Origin of the sequence: Micromonospora sp. C51 (assembly GCF_018070435.1) — a bacterium.
Taxonomy (GTDB): Bacteria; Actinomycetota; Actinomycetes; order Mycobacteriales; family Micromonosporaceae; genus Micromonospora; species Micromonospora sediminimaris.
Window position 1 is genome coordinate 298,853 of the sequence record NZ_JAGPXQ010000003.1, and the last position, 21,128, is coordinate 319,980.

Consider the following 21,128-nt stretch of genomic DNA (forward strand, 5'->3'; position numbering starts at 1 on the left):
AGGCGTCAACTCGTCACGGCAGGGTGACCGCCTGCGCACGTTGCGCGGATGCTCTGAGGTGGACTCTGCGTGGGACGGGGCCGGCAGACGATGCGATCCGACATGACCGGAGAGACGACGCTCTCCGTGGTCATTCCGATGTACAACGAGGAAGCGGTGATAGCCGGCCTCGTCGCCCGGCTCCGCCCGGTGCTGGACGGTCTGCACGTCGACTACGAGGTGGTGGCCGTCGACGACGGCAGTCGGGACGCCACGGTCACGCTGCTCACCGCGCAGGCGCGGGACTGGCCACAGCTACGGATCGTGCGGCTGCGTCGCAACAGCGGCCATCAGGCGGCGCTGACCGCCGGCCTGCACCGGGCGCGCGGCCGGTGGGTGGTCAGCCTCGACGCCGACCTCCAGGACCCGCCGGAGACCATCGCCGAGATGCTGCGGCTGGCTCGGGCCGGTGCCGCAGTGGTGTACGGGGTACGCGCCGACCGCAGCACCGACACGGTCTTCAAGCGGCACACCGCCCGGGCCTACTACCGGCTGATGCGGCGGATCGTCGGGGCCGAGGTGCCGGCTCAGGCGGGCGACTTCCGAATGGTCAGCCGGGAGGTGGTGCAGACGCTGCGCCGGCTGCCGGAGCAGAACCCGGTCTACCGGCTGCTCATCCCGGCCCTCGGGTTTCCCAGCGCCGAGGTCCGCTACGTACGCGAGGCCCGGCACGCCGGGCAGACGAAGTACCCGCTGCCGCGCATGGTCGCGCTGGCCTGGGACAGCGTCGCCAACTTCTCCGCTGCTCCGCTGCGGCTGGCCACCTGGCTCGGCGCGGGTAGCTTCCTGGCCTGCCTGGCGCTGATCGCCTTTGGCGTCGTCGGGCACCTGCGCGGGGTGACCATCCCCGGCTGGACCTCGCTGTTCGTGGCGGTGCTGCTGCTCGGCGGGGTGCAGCTGGTCTGCCTGGGCCTGCTCGGCGAGTACGTCGGCCGGATCTACGCCGCCGTGCAGAACCGACCCGCCTTCCACATCGGCTCGGACACCGCCGACGACCCGCCCACCACGTCGGAGCATCAGGCGGCCAACGGCCAGCCGGTCGCTGCTCTCCGTGGCTGAGCTGCGTCGATTCGCCGCACTGCTGCCCTGGCTGGCGGTACTCACCGTAGTGCCGGTCGGCTGGTGGCACGGCGGGGTACCGGTCGCCGACGTCTTAGCGTTCGTGGCGTACTGGGCGTTGGCGGTGGTGCTGCCGGGAACCCTGGTGCACCGTGCGCTACGCGGCAGCCGGGGTAACCTGCCCGAGGATCTCGGCTACGGCGCGGCCACCGGCCTGCTGCTCGAACTCGCCGCCTGGGCGGTCGCCGCCGCCACCGGCGGCCAGCACCTGTTGCGGTGGTGGCCGCTGCCGGTGGTAGTCGTTTTCCTGGCCGTACCCCGATTGCGGAAGCACTGGCGTACCGGTCCCGGTCGACAACTGCCGCTGGGCTGGCACTGGGCGATCTGCGGGGTACTGCTGCTCATCGCCGTATGGGGCTACGCCAGCTGGCGGATGCTGCCGCTGCCCCCGGCCGACTACGCCTACTACCCAGACCTGCTCTACCACCTCGGGCTGGTGCACGAACTCACCCGGACCATGCCCTTCGAGCTGCCGCACCTGGCCGGGGAGCCGCTGCGCTACCACTATCTGTCCGACGCGCACATCGCCAGCGCCAGCATGATCACCGGCGTGCCACCGGCGACGGTGCTGCTGCACCTGTGGGTGGTGCCGGTCGGCTGGGTGGCCGCGCTGGTCACCGCCGCACTGGCCCGCGAGCTGGCCGGACGCTGGTGGGTCGGGCCGTTGGTGGCCGGTGCGGGGTATCTCGGCGCCTCGCCGACCTTCGGCTCGCCGCTGGACATCCCGTGGACCCGTGCGCTGTCGTACGCCAGCCTTTCTCAGACGTACGCGCTGCCGCTGTTGATGCTGCTCGCCGCCGTCTGTGTCCAGGTGCTGCGCGGGCGGGCCCTCGGCCCGGCCTGGGTGCTGGTCCCGGCGCTCGGCCTGGCCTGCGCGGGCGCCAAGTCCAGCGCCCTGCCGCCGCTGATCGCCGGCCTCGGTCTCGCCGCGCTGGCCGCCTGGGTCCGTCGTCGTCGGGTGCCGTGGCGGGTGTTCGCGCTGCTGGCCTCGCTGGTCGTCGCCATGGCCGTCGGCTACCAGTTGTTCGCCGGTGGCGGCGCGGGCACCCTGCGGGTTCAGCCGCTCGGGCTGATCCGGCACCTGTTGCCCTACCAGCAGACCTACGGCGCGGAAGAGGGCGCCCGGTTCGGGGGCCTGCTGCCGCCGGGCCTGGCCGAGGCGGACGGGAACGCCGCGTGGCTGCTCGCGGCGGCCCTGTTCGGCTCGTGGCTGCTGCGGCAGACACCCCGGCTGGCCGGCGGGTTGCTGCTGGCCACACCGGCCCGACGCGATCCGGTCGCCTGGTTGTTCACCGGTGCCGTCGCCGCCGGTCTCGCCGTGGCCTGGCTGACCTATCACCCCTCCGCCAGTCAGGTCTACTTCTGGCTACCCGTCATCCCGTTCGGCGCGCTGCTCGCCGGCTGGCTACTCGCCCGGAGCCGGGTACGGTGGCCGGTGCTCGTGACGGCCGGTCTCCTCGGCGTACTCACGCACCTTCTCGCCCCGCCGCTCGGGTCGCCGCCCGTGCTGACCCAGGCGGAGCGAGCCGTCGAGTCGGTACGCGTCGCCAACGCCGACGACTGGATGACCGCCCTCGGGTGGTCGGCTGCCCGGTACGCCGCACTGATCGTCCTGTCCGCACTGCTCGCCGTCGCGGTGGAGGCGCTGCTGCTCACGTGGCCCCGGGCCGCCGTCACCGCCCGCCGCGCCGCCCTGGTCCGTCGGCGGGGCCGGCCGGCGCGGACGACGTTGCTCGGCCGGTCGGCGCTCGCCGGAGCGGTCACGGCACTGCTCGGTGCCAGCCTCGCCACCGGAGTGGACATCCCGGTGACACACCTGCTCGCCCGCGAGGACCCGCTCGGCGCCATCAACCAGCAGCTCGTGGTGTCCGAGACCGAGATGCGGGCCGCGCTCTGGCTGAACGATCACACCGACCCCTACGACCTGGTCGCCACCAACGTGCACTGCCGACCGGTGCGCTCCACACCGCACTGCGACGCCCGCGCCTACTGGGTCACCGGCCTGGGCGGACGCCGCGCCCTGGTGGAGAGCTGGGCGTACGCCGACGCCACCCTCGCCGCCCACGGCCGCGACGGATACCGCTACCCCCGGCAACCCGCCCCCGACCCGGCACTGTTCGCCCTCAACGAGCGGGTGTTCACCGCCCCCACCCCCGCCGATCTGGCCCGGCTCCGCGACACCCACGGGGTGCGCTGGCTACTCGCCGACACCAACGCCGGACCGGTCTCCACCGACCTGGCCCGGCTGGCCCCGGTCCGCTACGCCGCCGGCCCGGTCACCATCCACGAACTACCCTGACCCGCGACTCGACCGGCTCGGGTAGCGACGGAGGTGGTCGGCTCGCCTCGGCGAACCGACCACCTCCGTCCCGATCGGTCAGAACAGCCAGGTCGGCAACGCCGGGTCACTGCGCAGCGGCACCGGCGGCTGCGCGGCGGGGCCGGAATCCTGGCTCGACGCCCGACCACGGGCCGACGTCGTGCCCGGCGGCGGGGCTGCGGCGCAACGGGTACCCTCCGCCGGCACCACCTGATCGATCAGGTACGCCTCGATGGCCTCGTCCGCGCAGCTCACGCGGCCGTACACGATGTGCCCCCAACCCTCGTAGGTCAGCAGTTCGGCATGGTCGGCGAACTGGTCGGCGGCACCGAGCGCCCAGTTGTAACCGGTCGCCGGGTCGTGCAGCGAGTTGACGAGCAGCAGTTGCGAATCGTTGGTCGGGTTGATCCGCCGCTGCGGGTTGTCCACCGAGGTCGGCCAACCCAGGCAGATCGCGCCGACCGACGCCCGGGGCGGGTCCGGTAGATCCGGCGCGACGCGCTGCGCATCGGCGAGAATCGACCGCCACCGGGTGACATCAGGTGCCTTCAGGTTCCAGTCCTGGCAGAGCACCGCCTGGTACGCGAAGGCCACCACGGTCGGCGGTTCCTCGGCCGACTCCCGCGCCGCCGCCGACGTCCCCGACGGCCGGCCCGCGTCGACCCGCTCCAACTCGGCGGCGATCTCCAGCCAGTACGGCTGGTAGTTGAGGTTGCCCAACACGAAGTTGACCAGATCCCGCTGGGTGATCTTGTAGCTGTGATCGTCCGGGTCCGGCAGCTCACCCCGGGCGGCGCGGGCGAGCAGCCGCTGCCAGAACTGGCGGATGTCCCGGCCGTACAGGGCGCACTGCGGCAACCGGGCGCAGCCGGCCACGAACTCGTCGAACGAATCCTGCCCGGTGGCCGCCTGGGTGACGGCGAAACCACGCGCGTCCTGACTGTGATCCATCACGCTGTCGGCCACAATGGCGCGTACCCGGCTCGGATACATTTCCGCGTACTGCTGGGCCATCAGCGTGCCATACGACATCCCGAGAAAATTCAGCTGGGTGTCACCGACCGCGGCGCGTATCGCGTCGATGTCCTGGATCACCTGTAGCGTGTCCACGTGGTCGAATACCGGCCCGCTGTTGGCGCGACAGTCATCGGCCAACGCGCGACTCGCGGACACCATCCGGGCAAATGCGCTGGACGTTTTGATCGGCTCGACCGGCAAATCGTTAATCTTGTCCAGCGTACACATGATCGGTGAACTGCGGGCCACCCCGCGCGGGTCGAATCCGACGATGTCGAAATGGCGGCGCAGTTCGTCGCCGTAGGCGGCCCAGAGCGCCGAGTCGACGCCGGAGCCGCCGGGGCCGCCCGGATTCACGATCAGCGACCCGCGGCGCACCGTCGGGTCCGTTGCCGGCCGCTTGGCCAGCGCCAACTCGATGGTCGGCCCGTTCGGATCGGCCCAGTCGACCGGTACCTCCAGGGTGCCGCACAGGGCGCTGGCGTCCTGCTCACACGGCGTCCACTGCACGTCCCCGGTCGGGGCCGCGGACGCGGACGACGCGGCGAGCGGTGCCAGCACCACCCCCACAGTGACCCCGGCGAGCAATCGCCGGATCATTTTTCTGCGCATGCTCCCTCTCCCAGATCGTTTTCCGGCTTTCCGCCGGCCGGTGCTGAACGTAGCGACCAGGCCACGGTCCGGGGTTACCGGAAAATGTCGTCGGCAATACCATTTGGAACGCGACACGATTGATCGGAATGACCAGCGAGGGCACCGTTCCCGTACGGCGTGCGTGAATGGCGAGGTCACTGGGGAGACAGCGGTTGTCGCGGCTCACCAATCGGCAACCGGTCGACGTTTGTCAACATGGCAGAGGTCACAAGCGGTGTCCGTGTTAGCGCTAACGCAGAAGGCATCCAATCGCAACGTGCGGTCAAATTGCGTGATGAATTGGAAACCCCGGATTCATGTTTCCAACCGCCGGGCGGCCGCACGGCTCCGAGCGCCGCGGCGTACGGTCGGCGTGGGCGGCAGAGCTGGCACCGGGGCCCGCTTGCCGATCGGCTCGGGAGGAATGAGTGATCCGGATTCTTCTCGCAGAGGACGTACGCATCCTGCGGGACACCCTGGCCGCGGTGCTGCGGCTTGAGGATGACCTGGCCGTGGTCGCGACGGTCGCCAGGGGCGACGAGATCGTCCCGGCCGCGCTACGGCACCGCCCGGACGTCGCCGTGGTCGACATCGACCTACCCGGCGTCGACGGCCTGACCGCGGCGGCCGACCTGCACCAGCGCCTCCCGCAGTGCCGTACGTTGATCCTGACCGGGCTGGGCCGACCCGGCAATCTCCGCCGAGCGGTCGCCGCCCGGGTGAGCGGCTTCATGGTCAAGGACGCCCCGGCGGAGCAGCTGATCGACGCCGTCCGGCGGGTGGCCGGCGGAGAACGGGTGGTGGAGTCACAGCTGGCGTTGGCGGCGCTGGAGGCGGCGGACAACCCGTTGACCGCCCGGGAGGCCGAGATCCTCACCCGGCACGCGGCCGGAGCGTCGGCAGCCGAGATCGCCGCCGACCTGCACCTGTCCCGTGGCACGGTGCGCAACTACCTGGCCTCGGCCGTCACCAAGCTGGGCGCGCGTAACCGGGTGGACGCCGCCCGCATCGCCACCGAGGCCGGCTGGCTGTAGCGGAACGGATCCGCACGTCAGGTCTCCGCCTCTGGAACGGCCCCGCCGACAACAGGCGGACGGTAGGCGGGGTCACCCACGGCGGGTGCCCGTTCACCGCGCTGCCGTGGTGGGACGCCCGGCAGCGGCAGCCAGGCCGTCAGCTCGAAGCGACCGCCGTGGACACGCGCGGAGAGCCGCCCGCCAAGGTCAGCGACCCGACCGGCCAGGTTGGACAGCCCGCGCCCGCCGGTGTCCGGTGGCGCGTCCGGCCCAGGTGGCCGCAGGCGCCCACGCTCGCCAGCGGCGTCCGGGAGCCCGTCGTTGGTGACCCGCAGACGGACCGCATCCTGGCCCACCTCGACCGTGATCTCGCACTCCCGTGCCGGCGCGTGCCGCACCACGTTGGTGACCGCTTCCCGCAGGAGCGTCGCGAGAACGGTCTCCACCTGCTCGGGCAACCGGGCCACCGACGGCTCGGCGCGCACGACGACGTCCACACCGGCGGCGGCGAGCACCTCAGCCGCCGCAGCCAGCTCGACGCTGAGCGAGAGGTCGCGATCGTCGGCGGTCACGGACCGCAGGTCCGCCCGTGCCTGCCGGGCCAGCCGGGTCAACGCCTGCAACTCTGCGCGCGCCGCGGCGTCGTCGCGGCCGATCAGCCGCCGGGCCAGGTCACACTTGAGCGCGACCGCTGACAGGCCCATACCCAGCAGGTCGTGGGTGTCCTGCGCGACCCGGAGCCGCTCCCGCACGGCGGCCATCCGGACGAGGTGCCGGCGTACGTCGTCGAGTTCCACCGCGAGGGCCGCCATGCGGGACAGCGCGTGGACGACCAGGCCGGTGGTCACGGTCACCAGGAGCGCGTAGACGAGGTCGGCGGTGTCCAGGTCGGGCAGCACGTGCACGTGCACCGCGATCGACGCCTGGATCACCGCGAAGGTCAGCCAACCCCACGGGCGGGGCAGCAGCAGCAACGCCGAACCCGCCACGAAACCGCTCAGCCCATGGATGGCCGGGTGCATGGCCGGGACGAAACCTAGGCAGGTGAGCAGCAACTGGCAGGTCAACGTGTACGACCAGCCGCGTGGTCGGACACCGTCCCGCCACGCGGTGGAGTGGTAGAGCTGAAGCACCGCGAGCAGCACGATGGCGGCGACCGAGGCCGCCACGACGACGGTGCTCGGGGAGCTGGCCACGGCACTGACCGTGAACTCCGCCGCGAGGGCGGCCAGCACCAGGGCGAGGACGAGTCGGGCGAGCCGTGGCGCCAACGTCGGCTGCGTGGTGTGGTCGGCGGACGGATCCGGCATGCCCGCCGGTCGGTCGTACGCCACCGCTGTCCGGATCTGGTCGAGTGCCTGCCGGGCGGTGCGCGCCGCCTCGTCGAGCCGTTCGCGCACCTCGTCCGGTGTCCGTGTGCCGGTCGCGAGTGCGGCCCGGGCATGCGCCAGCACGGTGTCGAGCCGGTCACCGACGGCCACCCGCAGTCGCTCGGCCGCCCGCAGACGTTCCCGGGCCACGGTCAGGGCCGCCAGCTCGGCCCGGGCGGTGTTCAGTTCGGTGACGATGCCGGCGAGCCGGACCAGTCCGAACAGGGCCATGCCGACGTAGACCGGTAGGACGAGGACCAGCGGGGTCTCCGAGAGGCCGGTGAGATGCGGCAGTCCGACGACGGCGAAGCGCAGCGCACTCTCGGCCGCCACTGCGGCGCCGAACAGCAGCCATGACATCGGCGTCGCCACCGTCAACAGCAGCAGCGCGCCCAGGAGACCGGAGGTGCCGACCACCCACTCGCCCCCGAACAGAGCGAACGGCAGGTAGGTCAGCAACGCCTGGGTGGTGAGCAGGAGCGCGCGGTGACGCGCCCACCAGGGTCGGGTCGCCGGTACGGCGTACAGCAGCGGCAGCGCGAACGCCAGGACCGTCACCACGCCGGCGAGCGGACCCGCCCAGTGGACCGCGATCCCTGCGCCCACGGGCAGGGTCAGGCAGAGGAAGACCGTGGCGGACACCCACGAGTGCCGGTGGGCGTCCGGGGCCGGCCCCCGGTCCGCGTCCATTCCCGCTGACACCTCCTCGCCGGTTCCTGGCCGGCTGCTGCCGTCCGCACGGTAGTCGCCACCGCACGGCACCGGAACGAAGTTGTGCCGGCCGCACCCTCCGGCCCATGCGGATCGCACATTCAGCTCGTGGCCGCGGCACTGGTCCGCCGCGTCCGCACCGCACGAGACTCGACCACATGCGGCTGCGCCCCTGCCCGGCCGTACGGTCCGTTGTCAGCAGTTGCGGAGGTCAGCATGCCGAGCCCGGAGAAGCTGGCACCTCCCGGCCTCCGCCGTGTGGTGTGGAGACTCACCCGAAGCGCGGTGGTGCTGCTCGCCTTCCTCGCCGTCCCGACCGCCACCTTCGCCGCTGGCCTGCACACCTTCGACCGGGACCGGTACGCGCAACCCGACGCCGACGCGGCGGCGGTCGCGGCGGCCGTTCCGCCGGCACACGACCCCGGCAGGCCCACCGCCGTGGTCGTCGTCGGCAACAACGGCGCCAACATCGCCGACACGCTCGTCCCGTACGAGGTCCTCGCCGCCAGTGGTGCGTTCAACGTCTACACCGTCGCGCCGGAACGTCGCCTCGTGCCGCTGCTCGGTGGACTGGATCTCGTACCCGATCTCGACTTCGCGGAACTGGACCGGCGGCTGGGTGGTGCCGCGCCGGACGTCACCGTCGTACCGGAGATGCCGGCATCGGAGTCCAGCGACGCGCGGGTGACCGGGTGGCTGCGCGACAGCGCCCGGCGCGGACTGCTGCTGGGGGTGTGCACCGGCGCGCGACTGCTCGCCGAGGCCGGTCTACTGGACGGCCGCGACGCGACCACGCACTGGTACCGGCTCGACGGTCTGCGGGAGCGCCATCCCGATGTGCGTTGGCAGCGCGGGGTCCGCTATCTCGACGACGGCGACGTCATCACCACCGGCGGTCTGTTGTCCTCAGTCGACGGCACGCTGCGGGCGGTGGAGCGGCTGGCGGGTACCGACATCGCCGCGACGGCCGCGACGGCGGTTGGTTGGCGGCACTACTCCCCCGGCGGCGCAGCCGCCCTGCCGAGGTCGCGGCTGGCCGTCGGCGACGCCCTCCTGCACGTGCTCAACGTCGGCTTCCGCGCGCGGGAGACCAACCTCGGGGTGGTGCTCACCGATGGTGTGGGTGAGCTCGAACTCGCCTCGGCGTTCGCCCCGTACGCCGAGGTCAAGGCCGCGCGGACAGTGGCGCTCGCGGCCGGGGACCGGATCCGTTCCCGGCACGGCCTGACCTTCGTCCCCCGGGCGCGGCTCGGCGACGCGGAACGCGTCGACCGGCTGCTCGTTCCCGGTGCCGACGCCGCCGCCGATCCGCCCGCTGCGCTCGTCGGCTTGAACGACCGCGCCGACGTACCGGTGGCGTACCTGCATGAGCGTCCCGGCTTCGCGTTCGACCCGGCTCTGCGGGAAGTGGCCCGCAGCATGGATGTGCCCACCGGACGGTGGACCGCCAAGATCCTGGAGTACCCGCGCTCGGATCTTCAGCTGTCCGGTCCGGGGTGGCCATGGTTGTTGACCCTGCGCCCGGTGCTCCTCGGCCTGGCGGGGCTGGCGGTCGCGCTGGCGGTCCTGCGGTTGGCGCGGAAACCCCGCGTCGCGCCTCCCCTGCCCGACAATGCAGACCGATGATCCGACGCAGGTGGGCCTACACCCGACAGACAACTGGAGGTAGAAACAGATGAGCACGACCGAGAGTCGCGGCCGGGTCAAGGCCGCCATCACCGTGTCGGTGGACGGCTACGTGACCGGTCCGGATGACCGTGAGGGCCAGGGGCTCGGGGTCGGCGGTGAGCGGCTGCACTACTGGGTGATGGGCGGCCCGTGGACCTACGAGACCGACCATGAGCCCGGCGCGGGCATGAGCGACGCCGACCGCGCCTACTACGACGCACTGCTCGACGGGGCGACCGGCGGCCTGTGTGGCCGTGGCATGTACGACAACTCCGGTGCCTGGGGCGGCCAGAATCCGTTCGGCGGCACGATGGTCGTACTCACTCACCGCACTCAGGATCAGCCCGACCCGAGTAGCGGCTTCCTGATGGTGAACGGCTTCGACGAGGCGCTGGCAGCGGCCCGGAAAGCGGCGGACGGCGGGGCTGTCGCCATCGGCGGAGGCGCCGACATCATCCGGCAGGCCCTCACCGCGGGGGTCGTCGACGAACTCGGCATCACCACCGCTCCGGTGACGCTCGGCGGGGGCAAGCGGCTCTTCGAGGGCTTCGACCGCGACCTCGACCTCGATATCCTCTCGGTCCACCAGTCGCCGTACGCCGTCCATGTCAGGTACGCGGTCCGACGCTGACCGTCGACTGTCTGTGGAGACCAGCGCTACCAGCCGAGAAAGGCAACACCGGGCGGGATCACGACCGCGCGTAGTGGCGGCAGCGGCCGGTGAAGGTCATCGCCAGGACCGGGTCGATGACCGCGTCCGCGGGCGCCCGACGACGGGCCGGATCGTCGGGGCCGACCAGGATCAGGCTGGCAGCCAGACCACAGGTGGTGGCGAGGATCCGGGCGGCGGCGGTATCGATGTCGACGTCACCGTCGACCTCGCCGCACCGCTTCCCGTTGCGTACCGCGATCGACGCGCGCAGGTGCAGGTCGCGGTGGGCGCGTGCCGCGACCTCGGCGAGCGCCTGATCGTGCAGGGCCTGGGTCACCAGGTTCTGGGTGACGTGGAACTCCTCGACCCGGATCGCGTCGAGCGGAAGCAGCTCGACCACTGCGGTCGCGATGATCTCACGGATCGGCCGTTCGGCGGCCTCGCCGGCGGCGATGTGCGCCGCGATCCGCTCGTCCCGGCGGCGGAGCGCGTCGACGTAGACGAATCGGAGCAGTTCGTCGCGGCTGCCGAAGTAGTGCTGGATGAGGCCGACCGAGATGCCGGCAGCGGCGGCGACGCGAGCGAACGTGGTGGCCTGAAGGCCGTGTTCCACCAGGTGACGCCGGAACGTACGGGCGATGAGCGCGCGTCGCTCGTCGTGGTCGGCAACGCGGGGCATTTGATAACCATACCGTCGTATGGCTACGGTTGCCATATGAGCGTATTGCAACGAGGGGTGGCCGCGCTGCTGCTCGCGCTGCCCGGCGTCGGCCTCGACGTCGGGACCGGCAGGTCGGTTGAGGCGGCACCGGCGGAGAGCAGCGCCGTCGAACCGGGCCGGCTGGACGCCTTCGTCACCGAGCAGATGGAACGGGTGGGCATCCCGGGCGTCGCGTACGCGATCGTGGGCTCCGGTGGGGTGGAGCACCAGGCGACGTTCGGCGCGGACGGCGACGGCGAGCCGATCACCGACGCCACCCCGTTCCTGTGGGGATCGGTGGCCAAGCCGCTGACCGCGAGCCTGGTGGTGTCGATGGCGACGGCCGGGGAGTTGGATCTCGACGCGCGCGTGACGACCTACCTGCCGAACTTCAGCATGGCGGATGAGGAAGCCGGGACGATCACCCTGCGCCACCTGCTGAACCAGACCGGTGGTATTCCCGATCGCATGGATCTGACCGACCGCTACGCCGCTGATCGGCGGCCAGGCGACGTGGTCGACGCCCTCGACAACCTCCACCTGGCCGCCGGCGTCGGCGAGAGACACCTCTACTCCAGCGTCAACTACCTGTTGCTCGGGGCGGTCGTTGAGGAGATCACCGGCCGGGACTTCGCCGACGTGCTGCGTGAGCGGCTGCTCACGCCCGCGGGGATGAATACCGCGATCATCGAGGCCGACGATGCGGCAGACCGGCTCCCGCCAGGCCATCGGTACGTGCTCGGCGAGCCGACGGCATTCCCGAGCCGGTTCGACCCCGCCGGTGTCAGCTACGGGTACCTCGGAGGTTCCCTCCGGGACGCCATCGCGTTCGCCCGGGCGAACCTCGACGGCAGCGACGTGCTGTCCCCCGAGCAGCGGGCCACTCTGGTCCGCCCGGAGACGACCACCGGTGACGGCCGGAGCTACGGGCTCGGCTGGCGCACCTGGCCGGTGTTCGGCAGCGACCAGCCGATGGTCTGGCACGCCGGCGCCGCACCGGGCTACCAGGCCGGGATTGTCCTGCTGCCCGAGCAGAACCGGGCCGTGGTGGTGTTGCAGAACGCGTACGGCAGCTTCCAGGAGAACCAGCTCCTGGACACCTCGTGGGGCCTGGCTTCCATCCTCTCCGGAGCCGTACCCGAGACCCACGGCAACGAGCCGTCCTACGCTGCGCTCCTGTCCGGCCTGGGCCTGGTCTGTCTGCTGCTGCTCACGGCGGTGGCCCGGTCGCTGTGGCGGGTGGCGCGGCCCGCCGCCTGGTCCCGTCGGCGCCTGCTGGGTCTCGTCGCCTGGCTCGTGGCCCTGCTGCTCGTCGGTGCCGGCCTGCTCGCCCTGCCGTCGTACTTCGGTGTGACGCTGGGCCAGGTCTCCCTGTGGGCGCCCGACCTCGCCGCGCTGCTCGGTGCCGGGCTGCTCCTCGTCGCTGTTCTCATGCTGGCTCGCGCAGCCGTCACCGTACGCATCTGGCTCCGGCCAGCAGGCTCGGGTCCGGGCGCCGCCCCTGAGTCCGGTGTCGGATCTGCGGGGCGGATCATGCTCCCGGAAGGTGCCGGCGCATGATCCACGTCGACACCGTGCCTTCGCCGGTCACGGCGCCGGTACGCGGGTCGAGCGCGCGCCAGCGGTGCTGGTGAGGTCGAACGACCACGTAACCCAACCTCTGGTAGAACGCGATGGCCGCCACGTCGTCGACGTCGACGTCGAGACTCATGGCGGCGGCACCCCGCGCCACGCCTGCCGCCTCGCCGGCTTCGACCAGCGCCCTTCCGACCCCACGGCGACGGGCTGGCGCAACCACCGCCAGCCCGTACAGCCATGGGTTGGGGGCGTCGCAGCCGTCCCGCCACCGGACGCTCACCACCCCCACGACGTGATCGGCGGCCACCGCGACGAGCATCGCCTCCTCGCCTCGCTCGGCGGCCTGGAGACGAACTTCGGCGCGGTCCCGCGAGCCCGCCAATTCGCCCAGACCGTCCAGATCGACGTGGCGGGCGGCACGGATCATCAGGTCGTCGATCGGGCTCATTGCGGCATCCCCCAGCGCGTCGGTCACGGCTCGGCAGCGTCGCCGGTGCCACGTACGCGCGGCAACACGGGTATCGGAGATGCTGTCACTCGTCGCGGCGGGCCGGGGGTTCCACCGGGAGCAACCTAAACACATTAGGTTTTTGTCTACAGGGTGTAGGCTGTGGGTATGGCACGAGCGAACCTGACCCCGGCGGTCGTCACCGCCGCAGCGGCGGAGTTGGCGGACCGGGAAGGATTCGACGCGATCACCCTGTCGGCGCTGGCCCGCCACTTCGGCGTGCAGACCGCGAGCCTCTACTCGCATGTCCGCGACCGGTCCGCGCTGCTCGACAGCGTGCAGGAACTGGCCCTCGGCGAGCTGGCCGACCGGATCGCGATCGCCATCGGCGGCCGCTCACAGCGCGACGCGCTCACCGCTCTCGCCGACGCGCACCGCGACTACGCCCGCCAGTTCCCCGGCCGTTGGGCCGCCCTGCAACGTCCGGCGGCGGCGACCACCGTGCGGTCGGACGCCGCCGGCAGGCTGGTCGCGCTCACGCTGGCGATGCTCCGTGGCTACCAGCTGCCGGAGACCGAGCTCGTGCATGCCACCCGGCTGCTCGGCGCGACCATCAACGGCTTCCTGGCACTTGAGGTGGCCGGCAGCTTCGGGCACCGCGAGCCGCCCGCCGACACCTCCTGGCACCGGGCGCTGAGCGCGCTCGACATCGCATTCCGCTCCTGGCCCACCGAAGGGAACCACTGATGCCAGTCCCATCCGAACTCCTCCGTGGCGTCGCCGAGGCCGAGGTCACACCGCGCGGCATTCGGCCGCACCGGTTGCCGACATGGGTACGGGAGCAGTTCCCGGACGGCCAGCTGCTCGCGATGGAGAGCCAGCCGTCCGGCGTACGCATCGTCTTCCGGACGGCGGCGAGCACGCTGGAACTGGTGACCCATCCGACCCGGGTCGCCTACCTGGGCACCGACCGACCGCGTGGCCGTATCGACGTGTACGCCGACGGCGTACTCGCCGCCCGCGACACGTTGGGCGGTGGCGACCGGATCGATGTCGATCTCACCAGCGGCCAGCGCGCCTTCCATCCCGGCCAGGCGCACACGACCACCGTCTCCGGGCTGCCCGCCGGCCGGCACCGGATCGAGATCTGGCTGCCGCACAACGAGAGCATCGAGCTGGTCGACCTGCGGGCCGACGCCCCGATCGAGCCGGACGACGCCGCTTTGCCGCTGTGGGTACATCACGGCAGTTCCATCAGTCACGGTTCGAACGCCCTCGCGCCCAGCGGGACCTGGCCGGCCGTCGCCGCCCGCCGGGCCGGTGTCGAGCTGCGCAACCTCGGCCTGGGCGGCAGCGCGTTCGTCGACCCGTTCCTGGCCCGCGTGATCCGCGACGCCCCCGCCGACTACATCAGTGTCAAGCTCGGCATCAACGTGGTGAACCTCGACGGGATGCGGCTACGTACCTTCGTCCCCGCCGTCCACGGCTTCCTCGACACGATCCGCGACGGCCACCCCGACGTCCCGCTGCTGCTGATCTCGCCGCTGTTCTGCGGAATCCACGAGGACACCCCCGGCCCGGGGGCGATCGACCCCGAGTCGATCGGCACCGACCAGGTACGTTTCGTCGCGACCGGCACGCCCGGGGACGTCGCGCTGGGACGCCTGACGCTCCAGGTCATTCGGCGCGAGTTGCGCTCGCTGGTCGACCGTCGCGCCGCCGACAAGAATCTGCACTACCTCGACGGCACCGACCTGTACGGCCCGACCGATGCCATCGACCTTCCGCTACCGGACGGCCTGCACCCGAGCGCCGAAGCCCATCAGCGGATCGGCACCCGGTTCGCGGAATACGCCTTCACCGGCACCGGCCCGTTCACCCGGACGGCAACCCCCGCGACCGGATACACCGCGGCCTGATGCGCGTGACGGAGGTGCGAGAGGCTCTTACTCCAGGTCCACCACCTGCTCCAGGGCTGCGCGGATCGTCTCGTCGGACACCGTGTCACCGGCGATCTCCACCTCGGCCACAATGCGGCCGTCCACTCGCTTACGCAGTATCAGGAAGCGACGCCGATCGCGGTTGAGCCAGGCGTGGAACAGCGCCACGACGCTGCCCAGTGCCCCTCCCCCACCGACCAGAATCGTGAGGTACTGCTCCCACCCCTTGGTGCCCGGGACGTCGGGGCCCTCGTCGTGCGAGATCAGACCCTGTTCGAGCAGATCCACGCGCAGATCGTCCACCGCGCTGAGTACCGCTTCGTGGTCGTTGGCCACCCCGGTCAGGCCGGGACTCACCACGATCGTCAAAGGATCCACTTCGCGCCTCCTCCGCATTACCGGCGAGCCGTACAGTAGACCACTGGTCGCGTTGTGGGCAGTCGGGAGCGAGAGTGTACAAAGCCCTCCTCATTTGCAATTCGGACTACGGCCGGTCCGGGACGCTGCCGTTCCTCCGTGGTCCCGAGAAGGACGGGAACCTGCTGGCCGCCGCCCTGACCGATCCCGACAAGGGCATGTTCACCGACGCGACAGTACGGCCCGAGCAGAACCTGACCTCGGCTCAGATGCAGCGCACCATCAACGAATTCTTCAGGTCCGCGGATCCCGAGGACACTCTCTTGTTCTACTTCAGCGGGCATGGCCGCAGCGAGTTGCAGAAGCTCTACCTGTGCGGCGTCGACACCGAACGGGATCTCATCCCCGGCACGGCCGTCGGAAACGACACCATGAATGCGATCTTGCAGCAGTGCGTCGCCCGGACGAAGATCTTCATTCTCGACTGCTGTGACGGCGGGGCGTTCAAGGGCGACAACCTGGCGGAGCAGTTCGCGGGCCGCGGCCGATTCGTGCTCACCGCTGCCGCCGCAACGGAGCTGGCCAAGGACGCCGAGCTTGACGGCGAGCCCAGTCCGTTCACCGCAGCCCTGGTGGACGGACTGTTGGGCGGTGCGGCGGTCGACAACGACGGCAATGTCACGCTCGCGACTCTCTACGACTACCTGCACGCCACGCTCACCAGTCCGCGGCCCGGCCAGAAGTTCGACGGGTACGGCCGGATCGCGATCGCCCGCCGACCTGTCCCGGCGGTGGGACAGGTCACGCTGCCGGCAGCAGAAGCGGATCCACAGCCGACCGATCCGACCGGACAGGCCCTGTCGCTGTTGGAACGGCAGACCTCCGGCACGGGCGTGAACACCGAACAACTGGCCCAGTTCCGCGCGAACCTGCGCCCCGACATCGCCGCGGAGATGCCGCCCGCCCTCAACACCACCGAGTTCCTGCATCGGGCCCACCTGATGCGCAATGGGCGGCTGACCTACGCGGGCGCGCTGCTGTTCGGCGAGGATCCGACGGCCGTGGTGCCGACCGCCATGGTGACCTGCGTACATTTCAAGGGTTCCAACCGGGACGAGTGGTACGCGCGGGAGGAGTTGCGCCGGACGGTACCGGAGCAGATCGTGCAGGCGCGCAACTTCGTTGCCCAGCGGACGGCACAGGGTGAGACGTTCACCGGTGACTCGATGACACCGGTTCCGGTCAACGACTACCCGATGATCGCGGTACGCGAGGTCATCGCGAACGCTCTCGCGCACCGCGACTACGAGCACCGGGGCATGTGCGTGCACGTACGGGTGTTCGACGACCGGGTGGAGATCGTGAACCCGGGTTCCTGGCACGGGCCGGACCTGCCGGACGGCGAAGCGATTCCGATCAGCCAACTACGCTCGGAATCCGACCGCCGCAACTTCCACTTCGCGCGGGTGTTGACCTGGATGCGACTCGTGGAGGGCGAAGGCTCGGGCATTCCCCGCGCGGTCGGCGAATGTCAGCGCATCGGCGCACCTGAGCCGACCGTGGTGCAGACCGGCGACTGCGTCATGGTGACGATCTATCCCCGGGCCCGTAAGGACACCACGAAGGTGTACGTCTCGTCGACGTTCCGGGATCTGACCGAGTGCCGCCGCGCCGTCCACACCGCCGCTCGGCGGCTCAATGTCGAAGACGTCGCAATGGAATCGTACGTCGCGGAGAGCCGTCCGCCCCTGGAGACGTCGCTACAGGCCGTTGCCCGCAGCGATCTCTACATCGGGCTGTTCGCGTGGCGGTACGGCTTCGTGCCGGCGGGGCACGACCAGTCGATCACCGAGTTGGAGTACCGGGAGGCGCTACGACTGGGCAAACCGTGTCTGATCTTCCTCCTGGCTGACGACGCGCCATGGCCGGCCACCATGGTCGACCGTGGCGAGGCTGGCGAGCGGATCGAGGCGCTGCGTACGGAGCTTCGGGAGCGCCATCTCATCGCGTTCTTCCGCGGTCCGGAGGATCTCGCAACCCAGGTGACCGCCGCGCTGGCCAATTTCCTCGCGGGCACCCAGCCCCCTGAAGCCGACGACAGGGCCATCGCCGAGAGCCTGCGGGGATACTTCCTGCGGCTACGCCAGCGCTACGGCGGACTCGACCTGGAGGCGTTGTCCTCACCGGGCTATCGACGGATCGACCTCGGGTCGGTGTTCGTCGAGCCGGTTGCCCGCGAGGAGATCAGCCCCGGAGCGACCGCGTCAGCGGTGCCCCTGTTCGAGCTGCTGACCGATCCGAGCCGCCGAACGGTGATGCTGCTCGGCGCCCCGGGCGCCGGCAAGTCGACGGTGGCGCAGTATCTGACACTGTCACTGACGGAACCGCATCCGGAGCCCCGACTGGCGCCGCTGCGCGGGCACGTTCCGCTGCTGGTTCCGCTCCGCTCCTTCGCTGCGGCAGCCGGCGACAGTCGGCGGGAGGGCATTCTCGATCACCTCGACCACCTGCATCGTTCCGAGGGCCTCGGCCTGCCGCGCTCCGTGCTGCGCGCCCTGCTGGACGCCGGGCGGCCCATGATCTTCATATTCGACGGGCTGGACGAGCTGTTCGATCCCCGCCAACGTGAGGCGGTGACGGGCCTCATCGCGGCATTCGCCGCCGAGTATCCCTCCGTACGGATCGTGGTCACGTCGCGGCCGGTCGAGTACAGCCAGCGGATCCTGGCCGAGGCCGGTTTCCACCACCTCACCCTGGATCCCCTGAACGACGCCCAGATCGCCGATTTCCTGTCCAAGTGGTATGCGGCGGAGACACCAGACGACCCTGCCAAGGCGGAGCCACACCGGAAACGTCTCCGCTCCGCGATCCGCGACAGCCCGGCCATCCGGGCGCTGACCGGAAACCCGTTGCTGCTGACCGCCCTGCTCTCGCTGAGCCGACTCCGGCCGGAGCAGCCCAGGAATCGATGGCAACTCTACGACCACCTCACGGACGTCCTTCTCGACCGCTGGGACCAGCACCGCCACCTGAGCCCGACCCGGCACGCCGCAGCCTTCGTCGACGCCGTCGACAAGAAGCAGATGCTGGGACGCCTGGCGTACCTGATGCAGTCACAGGGCATGACGCGCCTCGGGCTAGATGAGCTTGACCGGGTCTTCGAGTCCTACCTGGAGGAGCGGTACGGCCTGTCACGGGCGCAGTCCCGGCAGGTGGCCGGCGAGCTCATCGACGAGTTCCGGGTACGCGACTTCATGCTCGTCCGGTACGACGACAGCCGGTACGGCTTTGCGCACCGCGCCTTCCTGGAATGGTTCTGCGCGCGGGACATCGTCCGGCAGCACCACCAGGAGTCAGCGGAGTCGTTACCGGCCCTGTTCGCCGCGCACTGGGCCGACCAGTCGTGGTGGGAGGTGCTCCAGCTCGTCGCGGGGGCGGTACCCCCTGGGCTGGCCGGGCGGCTGATCCAACTCCTCGCGACCGAGGTCAACCGGCCCTGGCCGGCGGACCGGTTCACCGAGCCGCCGGGGAATCTCGTGCTGGCCGTGCAGTGCCTCGCCCAACTGCGGATCGGCCCCGCGGTGGCGCAGCCGGCGTACGCGCTCCTGCGTCAGCTCATCCTGCTCATCGAGCACGGGGTGTCCACCGGCGACGAGGCCAGCGCCGTACTGATCGAGGACTTGATGCTGCCGGTGATCAGGACGGTGGGCACTGACTGGCCGGGCCGAGAGGCGTACCCGCGCTGGTACCGGCGACGTGGGTTCGAGCTGACCCGGGGCACCGCATATGCCGAGGTCGCCGCGCGGCTCGCCACGCTGCTCGGCTCTCCGCGCGACGGCATCCAGGAGCTTCTCGACCCGCTGGCCGGCGGTGGGGATCACCAGGCCCAGCTCGCACTGGTCGCCGGACTGGCCGAAACCGCGATCTCCGAGGTTCGGCTGCCAGCCGAGCGGGACCGCTGGGCGGCCGGTCGGGCACGGCTGATCTGGTACGCCGTCAACAGCGCTGACCGGGCCGTGCGACGTGCCGCACTCGACGCGCTCGTCAGCGGCCACGCCGTCGATGAGGAGCTGGTGAATCTGCTGCATCACCGGGCCCGCAACGACGAGGACCCCGCGGTACGCGCCCTGGCGGTACGGGCTCTCGGCCGCCACGACGCCGGGGACGTCCACGACATCCTTGGCGAGAGACTGGCCGAGGATGTCGCGCCTCCGGTGGTGGAGGCGGCGGCCACCGCGCTGCTTGACCAGCCCGGCAACGCCCCACTGGTCCGGCGGCAGTTGCTCGACCGGATCCATGAAGACGAGTCCGGGGCGGTGCGCAGCACCGCTGTCCGCTTGCTGAGCCGGCACTTTCCGGACGCGGGGCTGATGCTCGAACTGGTGCGTCACGACCCTGACCCGGACACCCGCCTCGCGGCGCTGGAGGCACTCGCGCGAACCACCGACCACAGCGCGGCGGTTCTCGACATAGCGCGCGACGATCCAGCGCCAGCGGTACGGCTCGCCGCCGTCCACGCTCTCCTGAACGGCAGTCCGGCCGTCCTCGCGGACGTCGCCGAGGACCTGATCCAAGACGCGGACCCTGCTGTGCGACAGGCCGTCGTCAGCACTCTCGTCCGGACCGGCACCCGCGACCACCTCGCAGTCGAGCGCATCCGCGAGGATCCGGACCCGCAGGTGATCCGCGAAGCGGTCACCGGCGTCTTCGGCTGGCAGTCCCCCGCGCGCAACGAGGTCGTCGCGGCGCTGCTGCAACGCGCCAGCCACGATCGTGACCCCGCTGTCCGAGCCGCAGCCGTCGAACTGCTCGCCAGCTCGCCCCTTCCCGCCGAGCAGTCGAGGGCGTTCCTCCTCGACCGGGTGAACGACCCGGATCCCACCGTCCTCGCGGCCGCCGCCGACGCGCTGCTCGCGGGGGACGGCGAGTCCGCGGCGGCATCGCTGCTTCGAGCACGCGCTACCAGCGACGACCCGGCCATCCGGCGCGCCGTGGTCGAGTTGCTCAGCCGCCATCCGGTGGGCGACAGCGACACCCTCGCCCTGCTGGTGGACCGGGCGAGCACCGACCCGGACGTCTCCGTCCGCCGTGTCGCCGTGGCAGGTCTCGCGAATGAGGGACACTCCCGCCCCCAGGTCGTCGACCTGCTCCGCGACCTCTTCACCGACGACGATCCCGGCGTACGCCGCGCCGCGGCCTGGGCGCTGGCGCAGCACCGCCCTGTCGAGGAGTTCCGCAACCTGGTCGTGGAGCAGGCCACCCACCATCCCGAGCCGGCCATCCGGCGGCTCGCCGAGCAGACCCTCGCCTGGCTGCCCGGCACCGATATCGACGACCTACCCGACCGCAGAGCGAGCTACCCGGACCCCCGGTAGCGGCCTTCGTGGACCGGCACCGTGAAGCCGACCGGATGGGCCCTGTCCGAGTCGCCCTTTCGACCGCCGCGGGTCACCACCACTCGGGTATGTATGACACTGGGACATGAAGGTGTCTCAGTCACATACCGCTTTCACCTAATAGCGCCTCCCGCCGAGCGGCAGGCCAACCCATACCGCACACG

At 70.9% G+C, this 21,128-nt stretch carries 14 protein-coding genes; 9 read left to right on the forward strand and 5 right to left on the reverse strand.

Translation table 11 applies throughout. From position 1 onward, the window contains the following. The first annotated feature begins 102 nt into the window (after nucleotides 1–102). Together KBX50_RS06620 and KBX50_RS06625 are read left to right on the forward strand one after the other, a co-directional pair. Nucleotides 103–1,098, forward strand: coding sequence for a glycosyltransferase family 2 protein (locus KBX50_RS06620; RefSeq protein ID WP_210935502.1), 996 nt, complete (start codon nucleotides 103–105; stop codon nucleotides 1,096–1,098). Then, complete coding sequence (locus KBX50_RS06625) at nucleotides 1,091–3,457, forward strand: hypothetical protein (protein ID WP_210935504.1); 2,367 nt, start codon at nucleotides 1,091–1,093, stop codon at nucleotides 3,455–3,457. The genes KBX50_RS06620 and KBX50_RS06625 overlap by 8 nt, the downstream gene beginning before the upstream one ends. Nucleotides 3,458–3,535: 78 nt before the next feature. Here the strand turns inward: KBX50_RS06625 and KBX50_RS06630 are convergent, their stop codons facing one another. Then, nucleotides 3,536–5,107: an alpha/beta hydrolase gene (locus tag KBX50_RS06630; protein WP_210935506.1), complete on the reverse strand. Its 1,572-nt coding sequence runs from the start codon at nucleotides 5,105–5,107 to the stop codon at nucleotides 3,536–3,538. Nucleotides 5,108–5,556: 449 nt separating this feature from the next. On the opposite strand from KBX50_RS06630, the gene KBX50_RS06635 reads away from it, so the two are divergent. Further along, nucleotides 5,557–6,162: a response regulator transcription factor gene (locus tag KBX50_RS06635; protein WP_210935508.1), complete on the forward strand. Its 606-nt coding sequence runs from the start codon at nucleotides 5,557–5,559 to the stop codon at nucleotides 6,160–6,162. Nucleotides 6,163–6,179: 17 nt separating this feature from the next. On the opposite strand, the gene KBX50_RS06640 is transcribed toward KBX50_RS06635, so the two are convergent. After that, complete coding sequence (locus KBX50_RS06640; RefSeq protein ID WP_210935511.1) at nucleotides 6,180–8,204, reverse strand: histidine kinase; 2,025 nt, start codon at nucleotides 8,202–8,204, stop codon at nucleotides 6,180–6,182. A 237-nt stretch (nucleotides 8,205–8,441) separates the two neighbouring features. Here KBX50_RS06640 and KBX50_RS06645 point away from each other — a divergent pair, with 237 nt between their 5' ends. Beyond that, entirely contained in the window at nucleotides 8,442–9,851 is a 1,410-nt protein-coding gene (locus KBX50_RS06645; RefSeq protein ID WP_210935512.1) for a DJ-1/PfpI family protein, read from the forward strand. Nucleotides 9,852–9,900: 49 nt separating this feature from the next. Then, nucleotides 9,901–10,524, forward strand: a complete 624-nt coding sequence (locus KBX50_RS06650) for a dihydrofolate reductase family protein (RefSeq protein ID WP_210935513.1) — start codon at nucleotides 9,901–9,903, stop codon at nucleotides 10,522–10,524. A gap of 58 nt (nucleotides 10,525–10,582) precedes the next feature. Here the strand turns inward: KBX50_RS06650 and KBX50_RS06655 are convergent, their stop codons facing one another. Continuing rightward, on the reverse strand, nucleotides 10,583–11,224 hold the full coding sequence (locus KBX50_RS06655) for a TetR/AcrR family transcriptional regulator (RefSeq protein WP_210935514.1): 642 nt from the start codon (nucleotides 11,222–11,224) through the stop codon (nucleotides 10,583–10,585). A 36-nt stretch (nucleotides 11,225–11,260) separates the two neighbouring features. Here KBX50_RS06655 and KBX50_RS06660 point away from each other — a divergent pair, with 36 nt between their 5' ends. Then, entirely contained in the window at nucleotides 11,261–12,805 is a 1,545-nt protein-coding gene (locus KBX50_RS06660) for a serine hydrolase (protein ID WP_210935515.1), read from the forward strand. Here the strand turns inward: KBX50_RS06660 and KBX50_RS06665 are convergent. After that, nucleotides 12,777–13,298 (reverse strand): GNAT family N-acetyltransferase, encoded by a 522-nt coding sequence (locus tag KBX50_RS06665; RefSeq protein WP_210935516.1) that lies wholly within the window; start codon nucleotides 13,296–13,298, stop codon nucleotides 12,777–12,779. The genes KBX50_RS06660 and KBX50_RS06665 overlap by 29 nt on opposite strands. A 141-nt stretch (nucleotides 13,299–13,439) precedes the next feature. Here KBX50_RS06665 and KBX50_RS06670 point away from each other — a divergent pair, with 141 nt between their 5' ends. Together KBX50_RS06670 and KBX50_RS06675 are read left to right on the forward strand one after the other, a co-directional pair. After that, entirely contained in the window at nucleotides 13,440–14,018 is a 579-nt protein-coding gene (locus tag KBX50_RS06670) for a TetR-like C-terminal domain-containing protein (protein WP_210935518.1), read from the forward strand. After that, nucleotides 14,018–15,190 carry a GDSL-type esterase/lipase family protein gene (locus KBX50_RS06675; RefSeq protein ID WP_210935520.1) on the forward strand — a complete coding sequence of 391 codons (1,173 nt, stop codon included), beginning with the start codon at nucleotides 14,018–14,020 and terminating at the stop codon, nucleotides 15,188–15,190. The genes KBX50_RS06670 and KBX50_RS06675 overlap by 1 nt, the downstream gene beginning before the upstream one ends. Nucleotides 15,191–15,217: 27 nt before the next feature. Here the strand turns inward: KBX50_RS06675 and KBX50_RS06680 are convergent, their stop codons facing one another. Beyond that, a complete protein-coding gene (locus tag KBX50_RS06680) occupies nucleotides 15,218–15,589 on the reverse strand; it encodes a hypothetical protein (protein ID WP_210935522.1) in 372 nt (123 codons plus the stop codon). Between the two features lie 74 nt (nucleotides 15,590–15,663). Between KBX50_RS06680 and KBX50_RS33525 the strand changes: the two genes are divergently transcribed. Beyond that, the gene (locus tag KBX50_RS33525; protein WP_210935524.1) at nucleotides 15,664–20,943 is read left to right on the forward strand and encodes a HEAT repeat domain-containing protein; all 5,280 of its coding nucleotides are present in this window, start codon (nucleotides 15,664–15,666) and stop codon (nucleotides 20,941–20,943) included. The last annotated feature ends 185 nt before the right edge of the window (nucleotides 20,944–21,128 follow it).

Bases quoted from the DNA above. Each gene is read 5' to 3' on its own strand.
- KBX50_RS06670 (WP_210935518.1), top strand. From the start codon at position 13,440: ATGGCACGAGCGAACCTGACCCCGGCGGTCGTCACCGCCGCAGCGGCG.
- KBX50_RS06655 (WP_210935514.1), bottom strand. From the start codon at position 11,224: ATGCCCCGCGTTGCCGACCACGACGAGCGACGCGCGCTCATCGCCCGT.
- KBX50_RS06645 (WP_210935512.1), top strand. From the start codon at position 8,442: ATGCCGAGCCCGGAGAAGCTGGCACCTCCCGGCCTCCGCCGTGTGGTG.
- KBX50_RS06630 (WP_210935506.1), bottom strand. From the start codon at position 5,107: ATGCGCAGAAAAATGATCCGGCGATTGCTCGCCGGGGTCACTGTGGGG.
- KBX50_RS06675 (WP_210935520.1), top strand. From the start codon at position 14,018: ATGCCAGTCCCATCCGAACTCCTCCGTGGCGTCGCCGAGGCCGAGGTC.
- KBX50_RS06660 (WP_210935515.1), top strand. From the start codon at position 11,261: ATGAGCGTATTGCAACGAGGGGTGGCCGCGCTGCTGCTCGCGCTGCCC.
- KBX50_RS06620 (WP_210935502.1), top strand. From the start codon at position 103: ATGACCGGAGAGACGACGCTCTCCGTGGTCATTCCGATGTACAACGAG.
- KBX50_RS06650 (WP_210935513.1), top strand. From the start codon at position 9,901: ATGAGCACGACCGAGAGTCGCGGCCGGGTCAAGGCCGCCATCACCGTG.
- KBX50_RS06640 (WP_210935511.1), bottom strand. From the start codon at position 8,204: ATGGACGCGGACCGGGGGCCGGCCCCGGACGCCCACCGGCACTCGTGG.